10 protein-coding genes and 1 tRNA gene are annotated in these 11,723 nt (G+C 67.3%); 1 reads left to right on the forward strand and 10 read right to left on the reverse strand.

The features are described 5' to 3' along the window. Positions 1–74: 74 nt before the first annotated feature. Complete coding sequence (gene hisS, locus ACILRJ_RS07315; protein WP_395681867.1) at positions 75–1,475, reverse strand: histidine--tRNA ligase; 1,401 nt, start codon at positions 1,473–1,475, stop codon at positions 75–77. A 180-nt stretch (positions 1,476–1,655) separates the two neighbouring features. Between hisS and ACILRJ_RS07320 the strand changes: the two genes are divergently transcribed. Beyond that, positions 1,656–1,732 (forward strand) — tRNA-Pro (locus ACILRJ_RS07320). 63 nt (positions 1,733–1,795) lie between these two features. Here ACILRJ_RS07320 and ACILRJ_RS07325 read toward each other — a convergent pair. The 9 genes from ACILRJ_RS07325 to ACILRJ_RS07365 all read right to left on the reverse strand — a co-directional run bounded on the left by ACILRJ_RS07325 (position 1,796) and on the right by ACILRJ_RS07365 (position 11,700). Beyond that, on the reverse strand, positions 1,796–2,152 hold the full coding sequence (locus tag ACILRJ_RS07325) for a hypothetical protein (RefSeq protein ID WP_395681869.1): 357 nt from the start codon (positions 2,150–2,152) through the stop codon (positions 1,796–1,798). A 177-nt stretch (positions 2,153–2,329) separates the two neighbouring features. After that, complete coding sequence (locus ACILRJ_RS07330) at positions 2,330–3,193, reverse strand: alpha/beta fold hydrolase (RefSeq protein WP_395681871.1); 864 nt, start codon at positions 3,191–3,193, stop codon at positions 2,330–2,332. 4 nt (positions 3,194–3,197) lie between these two features. Next, positions 3,198–4,247 (reverse strand): PIG-L deacetylase family protein, encoded by a 1,050-nt coding sequence (locus ACILRJ_RS07335; protein ID WP_395681872.1) that lies wholly within the window; start codon positions 4,245–4,247, stop codon positions 3,198–3,200. 73 nt (positions 4,248–4,320) lie between these two features. Then, the gene (argH, locus tag ACILRJ_RS07340) at positions 4,321–5,616 is read right to left on the reverse strand and encodes an argininosuccinate lyase (RefSeq protein WP_395681874.1); all 1,296 of its coding nucleotides are present in this window, start codon (positions 5,614–5,616) and stop codon (positions 4,321–4,323) included. Next, positions 5,613–6,956 carry a proline--tRNA ligase gene (gene proS / locus ACILRJ_RS07345; RefSeq protein WP_395681876.1) on the reverse strand — a complete coding sequence of 448 codons (1,344 nt, stop codon included), beginning with the start codon at positions 6,954–6,956 and terminating at the stop codon, positions 5,613–5,615. The genes argH and proS overlap by 4 nt, the downstream gene beginning before the upstream one ends. 49 nt (positions 6,957–7,005) lie before the next feature. Further along, positions 7,006–7,962 (reverse strand): N-acetyl-gamma-glutamyl-phosphate reductase, encoded by a 957-nt coding sequence (gene argC / locus ACILRJ_RS07350; RefSeq protein WP_395681878.1) that lies wholly within the window; start codon positions 7,960–7,962, stop codon positions 7,006–7,008. A 3-nt stretch (positions 7,963–7,965) separates the two neighbouring features. Next, a complete protein-coding gene (locus ACILRJ_RS07355) occupies positions 7,966–9,264 on the reverse strand; it encodes an acetylglutamate kinase (protein WP_395681880.1) in 1,299 nt (432 codons plus the stop codon). A 109-nt stretch (positions 9,265–9,373) separates the two neighbouring features. Beyond that, positions 9,374–10,471, reverse strand: a complete 1,098-nt coding sequence (locus tag ACILRJ_RS07360) for an acetylornithine deacetylase (protein WP_395681881.1) — start codon at positions 10,469–10,471, stop codon at positions 9,374–9,376. 35 nt (positions 10,472–10,506) lie between these two features. Continuing rightward, positions 10,507–11,700 carry an argininosuccinate synthase gene (locus ACILRJ_RS07365; protein WP_395681883.1) on the reverse strand — a complete coding sequence of 398 codons (1,194 nt, stop codon included), beginning with the start codon at positions 11,698–11,700 and terminating at the stop codon, positions 10,507–10,509. Between the last annotated feature and the right edge of the window lie 23 nt (positions 11,701–11,723).

Genomic DNA, 11,723 nt, shown 5'->3' on the forward strand with positions numbered 1-11,723 from the left:
CAAGGCCGCGTCCCGAGCCTGTCGAAGGGGAGGGTTGGGTGGGAATGCGCGAAGCGTTGCGACTGAAGCCGCTCCTATGCAAGCGGCGGCGGCGCGGGCATCACCGCGGCCTGCTCGATCTCCACGCGCAGCGCATCGACAAGCTCCACGCGCGCGACCTCGAACTGGTCCTGCTTGCGCAAGTCCTTGACCGTGACCGTTCCCTTGGCGATTTCGTCGGATCCGAGCACGAGCACGAAGCGGATGCCGGCCCGATCGGCGTACTTGAACTGCCTGGCGAGTTTGCCCGGCTCGACCACGGCTTCGGTATTGATGCCGGCCGCACGCAATTCGGTCGCGAGTTCGAGATAGCGCGGCAATTCGGCCTCGTCCATCTGCGCGACCAGCGCCTGCACCGTGCTGCGACCGCCCTTCAGCAGGCCGGCCTCGCGCAACTGCCAGTACAGGCGCGTCGCGCCGATGGAGATGCCGACACCGGGCAGCTTGGACTTCGTGTAGTGGCTGGCGAGGTTTTCGTAGCGGCCTCCCGAACAGATCGAACCGATCTGCGGATGGTCGTTGAGCGTCGTCTCGTAGACCGTGCCGGTGTAGTAGTCGAGGCCGCGCGCGATCGACAGGTTCAACGTGTAGTGCGACTCGGGCACGCCGAACGCCTTGATCAGGTTCAGCACTTCGCGCAGCTCCGCCCGCCCCTGCTCCAGCGCCTCGCTGCCGCTGCCGAGCGAGTCGAGCCTGGCCAGTGCGTCGGCCAGCGAGGTCGAGCGGAATGCAACGAAGTCGAGCAGCCTGGCCACCGCATCTGCGGACAGGCCGAAGCCGTCGCCGATGAGCGTCTCGCGCACCGCATCGACGCCACGCTTGTCGAGCTTGTCGACCTCGCGCAGCACGGCGCCCTGGCGTTCGGCGTCGGCGAGGCCAAGGCCTTCGAGGAAGCCCCGCATCAATTTGCGGTTGTTGACCTGGATCGTGAACGGCCCGATGTCGAGATCGCGGAACACGTTGTAGATGACCGCCGGCAACTCGGCGTCGTAGCGCACCGACAGCGCGTCCTTGCCGATCACATCGATGTCGCACTGGTAGAACTCGCGGAAACGGCCACGCTGCGCGCGCTCGCCGCGGTAGACACGCTGGATCTGGTAGCGGCGGAACGGGAACACGAGATCGTGCTCGTGCTCGGCGACGTAGCGCGCGAGCGGCACGGTCAGGTCGAAGCGCAGCGCGAGCTCCGGCACCTCGCCTTCCTTCGCCGCCTGCAGCGCACCCGTCGATTGCACGAAGTAGACCTGGCGCTCGGTCTCGCCGCCTTCCTTGGTCAGCAAGACGCTGGAGAACTCCATCACCGGCGTCTCGATCGGCAGAAAGCCGAAGCGCTCGTAGTTGCGGCGCACGGCGTCGAGCATCGACTGGAACGCGACCTGGTCGAGCGGCAACAGCTCGAGCACGCCGGGCATGGTGCGGGCTTGGGTGACAGCCATCGGAATCCTCGGGGAACGGGACATCGCGGCGCTGCGGCGCCTGCGCATGGAAAGTCGGTCGCGAAGGGTAGCAGATGGCATCGACGCACTGCCCCGGCTTCACGGCCCGTGCCTGCCCTGCTTGCGTGCGCGCGGCAGCGTCGTTTAGAATTCGCGGCCCGCTTGCACGCGGGTCCGGATCGGGGTGTAGCTCAGCCTGGTAGAGCGCTACCTTCGGGAGGTAGAAGTCGCAAGTTCGAATCCTGTCACCCCGACCAACCTTTGGAAAACAAAAAACCCGGCGCAAGCCGGGTTTTTTGTTGGTCGCTTCACCGCCTGGATCAGCGCTGCTTGCGATCGCCCGGCCGGCTCTTGCTCTGCGGGCCCGCCGACGGTTGCGGATCGAGATTGTTGAGCAGCGCGCGCAGGTCGACCGAAACGGTCGATCCGCTGCCGGTCAGGTCCAACGCACCGATCGCGCGCTTCGACAACGCGGAACGGTCGAGGAATACCTCGCGATCCTGCTGCGGCGGACGCGTCGCACTGCACAGCGCGCGCTTCAGGCGCAGCGTGCTGGTGCCGGAGCGCTGCCACGGATGTCCCGGTGACAGGCGTTCGACCATCACGCTGTCCAGCTTGACCACCACGGTTTCATCGCCGAGTTCGGCGCAGCGTCCGATGCCGATGTCGTAAGTCATGGATTGAATACCTCCGAACGGATGGGGCGAGCCGCCGAGGGCGGTCGCAGGCGCACGATGCACTGCGGAAACAGGCGTGCGCGGCAAGTGCAATCTCCTATTATGCCCCAAGCTTCGTAAGATTCCGTTACACGCATCGACGAAAAATTGCAAACAACTTCAGGATTTATAGATAAGCTATTGAAATTCAGTAATTTTAGTGGCGACGGTCTGCGCGATCATGGACGGCTTTTTCATCCACCCGAAGTGGTCCGCCGGCGCCCCGTCCAGGTCTTGTGCGCCGACCACCAGGGCTTCCTGCGGCGCAGCAGGCATCTTCCCCAGCAGCCAGTCCAGTGATGCCTTCGGCCCCAGCCAGTCGTCTTCGAGCCGCAGCGCCAGCACCGGCATGCCGACCCGGGCTAGCGCGGCTTCGAGATCCTGCCGCACGCCGCGTGCGACATAACGCCCGCTGCGACCACTGCGCGCCCAGTCCGCCATGACGCCGCGAGCTTCGCGGCCGCCGAAACCGAGGCGCCGGCCGGGAAAGTAGCCGCACACGGAAGCGATCCTCGGTACTGCGAGGTAGATCGGGAGAATGAGCCATGCATGCCGGAACCAGCGCCAGTACGGCGATCCGCTGGCAACGAGAACGAGTCCCGCGACGGATTCGGGAGCGAGCGCGGCCGCGAGCGTCGCGAGTTGCCCGCCGAGGCTGTGTCCGCCGAGCCAGAGACGAGCGCGCGGAAGCGCGGTGCGCAGCGCAAGACGACTCGCGGCGATGTCGTACTCGAGCAGTTCGCGGTAACCCCAGTCCTGCGCGCGCGCGGCGCGCCGATCGCTGGAACCGTTGCCGCGCCACTCGTGCAAGGCGACCGCGACACCTCGTCCGGCCAGTTCGCGCGCGAGCGGCAGGTAGTTGCGCGCGGCAACCCCGAGCGCCGGCAACCAGAGCAGTACGTCGCGGGCGGCGGGCACAGGCTGCACCAGTTGCAGGTCTGCGCAGGCACCATCGGGCGCGTGCACGCGCAGGAGCGATTCGCTGGTTTCCAGCGCAAGCATGCGTTCAACCCGGCCCGGCGACGCCGCGCTCGACCAACGGCGCGGCGGACGGCGCTGCATCTCGCGCGCCATGCCAGTACGTGCGATCGAACACGACGATGCGCGAACCGGCACGATGCCGCTTCGCCCACGCACCCAGCGGGGCTACCGGTGGAACCACCCGCAGCGCCGCGTCGACCATCCGCGCCGCGACCGCGACTCCCGCGGAAGCGTCCGTCAACACCACGTCGATGCCGTCGTGTGCAAAGCGCGGCAACCGCCCGCGCAGGCGCAGCGTCATGTCGCGCGCCGCAATCACCAGCAGCACTTCGTGGCGCCATGGTGAACGACCGGGCAGGCCAAGCGGAATGCACAGGCCACCGACCGCGTCGAGCTCCGGCGGGCGCGGGCGTTCGAGCGCGAGGAAGCGCTCCGGGCGCGCAAGCCATTCGCCGAGACGGCGGCGACTCAGCGCAAGCTGGCTCCCATAGGCTTCCATCGCCGCGACCTTGCGTGCGACACGCAACGGATCCGCGCTCGCATCGGCCGCCTGGGCCCCGCCGTGGACGACGTAGCAATAGCGTTGCACAACGGTGTGGGCACGCAACACGGCGAGTTCGAGCATCACGTGCAGCGCGCTGTGGTCCGGATGCCGATCGTCGAGCGCCGGCATGAAGATGGAAGTGGGCGCGAACGCGGCGATCTCTTCGGCCAGGGCAGCGACCGCGCGATCGTCCTGCATCAGCGCGTCGGTCAGTCCCTGATCCGCCCAGCCGAAATGGAGCGCCTGCGCGACGCGTCCGTCCACCGCGAGCGCGGCGAGCGCCTGCGCGGCCTCCAGCCTGCGGCGCGCGCCCCAACGTGCGCGTTCGGCCGCGCCGATCGACCAGCGCTTCTCGAGCCAGCGCTGCGGCCACGGATTGTTGTCGCCATCGGTCGCAAACAGGACGCGGACCGCGGCGCCGGCGGCCAGCGCCGACTGGATCGCGATGCCTGCGGCCAGCGTCTCGTCGTCCGGGTGCGGGGCGACGACGAGCATGCGGTCGGCGGCGGTGAATCGGGGTGGCGCAGGCATTCCGAAGATCCGTCTCGTTGCAGCATCGCGACCCGCGATCCGGGCACTCCCAGCCTAGCGCAAGTCCGGCGCTTCAGCCGGCGATGCCGCGCAGGCGTTCGCGCAGGAGATCCAGGCGAAGGTCGGCAGCCGCTCCCGGCGACACGCGTGCGGCAAGACTGTCTTCGGGCGTGCGCCCGCCAGCCTCGCTCGCCGACGACTCGGCCGCCTGCCGGTAGGCATCGCGGAACGGCACACCCGCAGCTGCCTGCTCGATCGCGACGTCGGTCGAATACATCGCCGGCTCGATCGCGGCGCGCATCGCGGGTGCGTTCCACTCGATCCGCGCGAGCAGGTCGGGCAGCAGTTCGAGCGCGGCAAGCCCGCGGTGGAAACCGTGGAAAATCGCGCCCTTCGAAAACTGGAGGTCGCGCTGGTACCCGGACGGCAACGACAGCAACTGCTCGATTTCGCTGCGGGCCGCGGCGACGCTCGCGTAGCTCGCGCGCATAAGCTCGACCACGTCCGGGTTGCGCTTGTTCGGCATGATCGAACTGCCGGTTGTGTACTCGGCCGGCAGGCTCACGAATCCGAATTCGGCCGTCGTGAACAGCGACAGATCCCAGGCGAGACGGCGCAGGTCCAGCAGCGCGGCACCGAGCGCGTCGAGTGCGCCGATCTCGAACTTCCCGCGCGAGAGCTGCGCATATACCGGATTGACCTGCAGGCGCGCAAATCCGAGCGCGCGTGTCGTGTGGTCGCGATCGAGCGGCAGGTTTACGCCGTAACCGGCGGCGGTGCCGAGCGGATTCGCGTCGATCCAGATGGCGGCGTCGCGCGCGCGCTGCGCATCGTCGATGAATGCCTCGGCGAAGCCGGCGAACCAGAGTGCGGTCGACGACACCACTGCACGTTGCAGGTGGGTATAGCCCGGCAACGGAAGCGCATCCGAGGCCGCCCGATCGAGACACGTCCTTGCGGCATCGACGCACAGCGCGCGCAGTTCGGCCAGCTTCGCCTTCAGCCACAGGCGCGTGGCGACGAGGATCTGGTCATTGCGGCTGCGCCCCGTGTGCACCTTCCGGCCAGCATCGCCGAGCCGCTCGGAGAGGCGCGCCTCGATCGCGGAGTGGCCGTCTTCGTAACGCTCGTCGAGCACGAAACGGCCGCTTCGAAAATCTTCCGCCAGCACATCGAGCTCGTGCACGATGGCCTGTGCTTCCGCTTCACTGACGATGCCGATGCGCGCGAGACCTTCGACATGCGCCTTGCTTGCGATGATGTCGTGCGGCAGGAACTCGCGATCGACGATCACATCGTCGCCGGCAAGGAAGCGCATGACGCGCGCGTCGGTGCGCGTGCCCGCCTTCTGCCACAACAGTTCACTCATGGCGCGTCCTTCCCGACAGTGCCTTCGACCAGGCAAGCGACCGCCGCATCGAGCGTCAGTTCGATGCGCTCGCCGCTGGCGCGACGTTTCAATTCGACCATACCGCCGGCGATTCCGCGCGGGCCGACGACGATCTGCCAGGGTACCCCGACCAGGTCCATGGTCGCGAACTTCGACCCTGCCCGCGCATCGGTATCGTCGTGCAGCACTTCGATGCCCCGCCCGGCGAGGCGATGTTCGAGGTGGATGCAGGCGCTGTCCGTCGCCGGGTCGCCTGGCTTGAGGTTGATGAGGCCGACGCCGAACGGCGCGACCGCGTCCGGCCAGACGATGCCGGCTTCGTCGTGGCTGGCTTCGATGATCGCGCCGACCAGGCGCGACACGCCGATGCCGTACGAGCCCCCATGCAGCGCGCGCGCCGAACCGTCCGGCATCGTCACCCGCGCACGCATCGGCTCGGAGTACTTGGTGCCGAAGTAGAAGATCTGGCCGACCTCGATGCCGCGCGTGCGCAAGCGGCGCTCCGGCGGAACACTCGCCTCGTAACGCACTGCGTCGTGCACGTCGGAGGTTGCCGCGTAGAGCGAGGTCCACGCGTGGATCAACGGATCGAGCTCGCCGCCGTAATCGACGTCATCGGGAGGAACCGCGAGATCGAGCACCGCGCGATCGCAATACACGTCGGATTCGCCGGTCTCGGCGAGCACGATGAACTCGTGCGACAGGTCGCCGCCGATCGGACCGGTTTCGGCGCGCATCGGAATCGCCTTCACGCCGAGCCGCGCGAACGTGCGCAGGTAGGCGACGAACATGCGCTGGTAGGAACGCCGCGCCCCGGCTTCGTCGAGATCGAACGAATAGCCGTCCTTCATGAGGAATTCGCGGCCGCGCATTACGCCGAAGCGCGGCCGCTGCTCGTCGCGGAACTTCCACTGGATCTGGTACAGGTTGCGCGGAAGATCACGGTAGGAACCCACGCCGGCGCGCAGGATCTCCGTGACCATCTCCTCGTTGGTCGGTCCATACAGCAATTCGCGCTCGTGCCGATCGCGGATGCGCAGCATCTCCGGGCCGTAGGCGTCGTATCGCCCGCTTTCGCGCCACAGGTCGGCGAGCTGCAAGGTCGGCATCAGCAATTCGATTGCACCGGCGCGATCCATCTCCTCGCGCACGATGCGTTCGATCCTGCGCAGTACGCGCAGGCCGAGCGGCAGCCAGGCATAGATGCCGGCGGCCTCCTGGCGGACCAGGCCGGCGCGCAGCATGAGGCGATGGGAGGCGATCTGCGCCTCGGCGGGATCGTCCTTCAGGACAGGCAGGAAATAGCGCGAAAGTCGCATGGGAACTCCTCGACGGATGGTGGGCAGGTCGCTTCGTGCGCGGTTCGCGTCACGGTCGCGGGATGCCCTCCCCTTCGTCGAATCCGAACGCGCGATTGACGTTCTGCATCGCCTGCGTCGCCGCGCCCTTGAGCAGGTTGTCGAGGGTCGCGACGACGACGACGCGCTTGCCGCCGGGAGCGAGCGCAAAACCGCCGATTTCGGCATGGTGGCGACCGGCGATCGCACTGACCCAGGGCGCCTCGTCGAGCACGCGCACGAGGGGTTCCCCGGCGTAGAAATCCGCGTAGGTCTTCCTGATCGCATCGCGCGTGGACGATCGCCGCAGCCACAGGTTGACGGTCATCGTGATGCCGCGAAAATGCGGCGCGACATGCGGCATGAACTCGACCGGCACGCCGAGCTGGCGCGTGACTTCGCGTTCGTGCAGGTGGTCGGTGAGCGAGTACGGGATCAGGTTGTCGCGCAGCTTGTCCGGATCGTTGTTGTCCGATGGCGTGCTGCCGGCACCCGAATAGCCGGATACGCCGAAGCAGGCGGGCGGAGCGGCGAGCTCGTCCTTCAGCGGCGCGATCGCCAGTTGCATCGCGGTCGCGTAGCAACCGGGGTTGCTGATGCGGCGCTGGCCCGAATAGGCTGCGCGCGTCAGTTCCGGCAGGCCGTAGTACCAGCGTTCGTCGAAACGGAAGTCGGCCGACAGGTCGACCACGATCGTATCCGGCTTGACCGCATCGATCGCCGCGACGACTGCGCCGGCCTTGCCGTTCGGCAGCGCGAGCACGACCACGTCGGCACCCTTGTGCGCTACCTCCTCGTGTGAAAGGTTCTCGTAGCGCAGCGCCCCGGCGAACTCCGCGACGTGGTCGCGCACCTGCTTTCCGTCGAACTCGCGCGAGGACACGAATGCAAGCTCGAGCGTAGGATGGCGTGCGACCAGGCGGATCAATTCGGCGCCGGTGTAACCACGCGCGCCGACGATGCCGATGCTCCTTCGGTTCTCCGTCATGGTTCAGTCCGACAAGGTTGGAATGCGTTCGCCGCAATGCGCGACGCAGCGCTCGATTTCGGCGAAGCCGTCGATGCCATACCAGAACACCTTCCACTTCGGCAGCTTGATGCAGCCGTCGCTCTCGGCGAAGTAGAACGCATTGACCGGATTGCCGCGGCGCGAGCGCCAGAAAAGCTGCGGCGTTTCCTCGCGCATGACTTGCCATACCGCACGACCAAGGCCTTCGCCCTGCGCGTCATCGAGTACGGCGAACTTGTCGAGATAGACCCGACCACCCTCGTCGGTGAGGATCACGGCCGCGCGGTAGTTCTCGCTGACGTAGGCGCGCAGCAGGCGCGTGCGCTCGAAATAGTCCGGCAACAGGCGGCGGCCGAACGCGGACTCGATCAGCGCAGCCAGGCGAACGCGATCCAGCGCATCCCACGCGGTCACGCGCAAGACGCGCTCGCCGCGTCGCACCAGCGTGCCCGAGCCCTTGTGCGTGAACAGCTCCTTGGCGAGCTCGGCCGGGCGCGTGATCGACACCGACGACGATGGCGGCAGGCCGTCGAGCAGGTCCTTGATCTGTTCCAGCTTCACGCGCATGCCGCCGTTGATCCACGGCTGCGCGAGCAGGTGTTCGTATTCGGTCGACAGGTTGATCGAGTCGATCACCTTGCCGTGCTCGTCGAGCAGGCCGCCGGTGCCGGTGAGGAACACGATCTTGTACGGCTGCAGCACCTGCACGAGCTCGTTCGCGGCGAAGTCGGCGTTGACGTTGACGATCTGCCCTTCGCCCGTTTCGGCAAGCGAGGCGATCACCGGGATCGAGCCGACCTTGATCGCGGCCTGGATGCCGTCGGTATCGATGCGAACGACCTTGCCGACGAGGCCGTATACGTCGCGATCCAGCAACTCGGCTTCGAACACGCCGGACTGGATCGAGGTCGCGCGCACCCCCTGCGCCTGCAGCGCCTCGACCAGGCGCAGGTTCTGCTGGCGCATGACCTGGCGCACGACCGCGAGCACGGCGGCGTCTGTCACGCGCAGGTTGTCGACCGTGCGCTTCTCGATGCCGGCCTCCTGCATGCGCTCGTCGAGCTGCGGCCCGGCGCCGTGCACGACGATCGGCGTGAGGCCGACCTGCTGCAGGAATGCGAGCGAGGACACCAGCGCGTCGAGTTCGTCGCGCAGGATCGCGCCGCCGACCTTGACCACGGCGAAACGTGCCGCGTCGAGCTGCGAGAAGCGCTTGAGGTATTGCTGGATCTCCTTCGTGCTGGCCATGCTGGACAGCAGGCGGACGATCGTCGTGCGCATGTCGCTCATCGTCAGCGGACGCTCAGCGAACGGATGCCGGAAGCGCCCCCCGATCGTCGTGGCGGACGGTCGAGTGCAGCGCGGCGGCGGACAGCAAGGCATTCATGGCTCAGTGCTCCAGCAGGCGTTGATAGGTCGCCGCGGCAGCGGCGAGTTGGTCGAGCGAAACCCATTCGTCGGCGGCATGCGCCTGCGCGATGTCGCCGGGGCCGTGGACGATCGCGGTTAGACCAGCGGCCGAGAACAGCGAGGCCTCGGTCCAGAAGTCGACCGCGTTGCCAATCGGCAACGCGAGGTCATCGGCAAGATCGCGCGCGTCGAGCCTGCGACGCTCGGCCTCGGCGACGTCGCCGGCCGGCAGTGGCGGGCCACGGAACGTTTCCTCGTAGTGTTCGATCGCTTCCGCCGCGGCCAGCGTCGCAAAGCGCTCGTGCAAGGCCTCGATCGACATCGTCGGCAACGGGCGGAAACCGAAGCGCAGTTCCGCCGACGGCGCGATCATGTTCGCCTTGATGCCGCCTTCGATGCGGCCGATGTTGAAGCGCAGGCCGGTCAGGCCGCCGAAGCGCTGGTGCGACTGCGATTCGACGAAATCGAGCGCGGCGCCGCCCCAGCGCACCGCCTGGTGCAGCGCGCTCGCCTGCAACGCCTGCGCACCCGACGCGTGGCCGGCGACGCCGCGAAACTGCATGCGCACGGAACTGATGCCACGGTGCGCGAGCACGGCCTCGCCGCGTGTCGGCTCGGCGACGATCACGGCGGCGAATCGGGAATCGTCAATGGGGAATCGCTTCAGAAAGGCAGCGATGCAGCGCGCGTCATTGGCTTCCTCGTCGGTCGTGAACAGGAACGCGGCATCGCCCGCAGCGACTTGCGCGGCGGCGAGCAGGCATGCCGCAGCGCCCTTGATGTCGCAGGCTCCGAGGCCGATCGCGCGGTCGTCAGTCATTCGCAACTCGAATGGACTCGCGCTCCAGTGCGGCGAATCGGGAACGGTGTCGAGGTGCACGTTGAACAGCAACTTCGGCTGGCCGCGCACCGCATACAGGCTGACCGCTCCGGCGCCATGATCCGTCACCGTGCAGTCGAAACCGGGCAGGTTCGCGCGCAGGTAGTCGAAGATCCCGCCCGAGCCGATCGCGCGCGGCGGATTGCGCGTGTCGAACGCAACGAGCGCGCGCAGGTGATCGAGCGTTGCCCGGAGCAACGCCGAATCCCGATTCCCCGTTGCCGATTCCCGGTTCACTTGCCGTTGACCTTCGCCCACAGCGTCGAGCTCATGCCGAACAGCTTGATGAAGCCTTCCGCTTCCGCAACACCCCAATCCGCCGACTGCGCATAGGTCGCGCCCTTCGATTGCAGGATGTGCGTCGACTGCACGGCGACCGCGTGCACACTGCCGCCGTTCGTCTCCAAGGTGACGAGGCCGGTGACCTGGCGCTGCGAGCTCTTCAGGAACGCTTCGAGGTCCGATTTGAGCGGGTCGTGGAAGAAGCCTTCATAGACGAGCTCGACCCACTTGCGCGCGACCTCGGGCTTGAAGCGGTTCTGCTGCTTGGTCAGCACCGCCTCCTCGAGCGCGCGATGCGCGACGAGCAGCGCGGTCAATCCCGGCGCCTCATAAACGATGCGGCCCTTGAGGCCGATCGTCGTGTCGCCCGTGTACATTCCTCGGCCGACGCCGTAGTGCGCAAACGCGCGATTGAGTTCGCCGAGCAGGACCGGCCCCGGCAGCGTCTGGTCGTCGACCAGCACCGCCTCGCCGTCCTCGAAGCCGATCGTCACGCGCATCGGCTGCGGCGGCCACTCGGCGCGCGGCATGCACCAGCCGCGCGCGCCCTCGCCCGGCGCTTCCCAGCGATCGATCTCACCGCCGGACATCGTCACGCCGAGCAGGTTCTCGTTGATCGTGTAGTGCTTCTGCTTCGCGCGCACGGCAAAGCCGCGCTGCTCCAGATACGCCTGTTCGTAGGCTCGCGTCTGCGTGTGCTCCTTCTGGATCTCGCGGATCGGCGCGACGATCTCGTAGTCGCCCTGCGCCTTCACCGCGAGGTCGAAACGCACCTGGTCGTTGCCCATGCCGGTGCAGCCGTGCGCGATCGCGCGCGTGCCGAGTTCGTGCGCGCGCCGGATCGCCGCGTCGACGATCAGGTAACGGTCCGACACCAGCAGCGGGTACTGGCCCTGGTAGCCCTCGCCTGCCCAGATGAACGGTTTGACGAAGCCGTTCCAGAGTGCCGGACCGCCATCGACCGTGACATGCGAGGCGACGCCGAGTTCCTGCGCGCGCCGCTCGATGTAGGCGCGCTCGTCGACGTCGACACCGCCCGTGTCGGCGAACACGGTGTGCACGACCCAGCCACGCTCCTTCAGCCACGGTACGCAAAAGCTCGTGTCGAGGCCGCCGGAAAAAGCGAGGACGATGTCTTTGCTCATGATGGATGTCTCGAAAAGTCGGG

It is taken from the genome of Dokdonella sp. (assembly GCF_044227025.1).
Lineage (GTDB): Bacteria > Pseudomonadota > Gammaproteobacteria > Xanthomonadales > Rhodanobacteraceae > Dokdonella_A.

Excerpts from the sequence above, each read along its gene's own strand:
- hisS (WP_395681867.1), bottom strand. The coding sequence starts at position 1,475 with ATGGCTGTCACCCAAGCCCGCACCATGCCCGGCGTGCTCGAGCTGTTG.
- ACILRJ_RS07325 (WP_395681869.1), bottom strand. The coding sequence starts at position 2,152 with ATGACTTACGACATCGGCATCGGACGCTGCGCCGAACTCGGCGATGAA.
- ACILRJ_RS07330 (WP_395681871.1), bottom strand. The coding sequence starts at position 3,193 with ATGCTTGCGCTGGAAACCAGCGAATCGCTCCTGCGCGTGCACGCGCCC.
- ACILRJ_RS07335 (WP_395681872.1), bottom strand. The coding sequence starts at position 4,247 with ATGCCTGCGCCACCCCGATTCACCGCCGCCGACCGCATGCTCGTCGTC.
- argH (WP_395681874.1), bottom strand. The coding sequence starts at position 5,616 with ATGAGTGAACTGTTGTGGCAGAAGGCGGGCACGCGCACCGACGCGCGC.
- proS (WP_395681876.1), bottom strand. The coding sequence starts at position 6,956 with ATGCGACTTTCGCGCTATTTCCTGCCTGTCCTGAAGGACGATCCCGCC.
- argC (WP_395681878.1), bottom strand. The coding sequence starts at position 7,962 with ATGACGGAGAACCGAAGGAGCATCGGCATCGTCGGCGCGCGTGGTTAC.
- ACILRJ_RS07355 (WP_395681880.1), bottom strand. The coding sequence starts at position 9,264 with ATGCGCACGACGATCGTCCGCCTGCTGTCCAGCATGGCCAGCACGAAG.
- ACILRJ_RS07365 (WP_395681883.1), bottom strand. The coding sequence starts at position 11,700 with ATGAGCAAAGACATCGTCCTCGCTTTTTCCGGCGGCCTCGACACGAGC.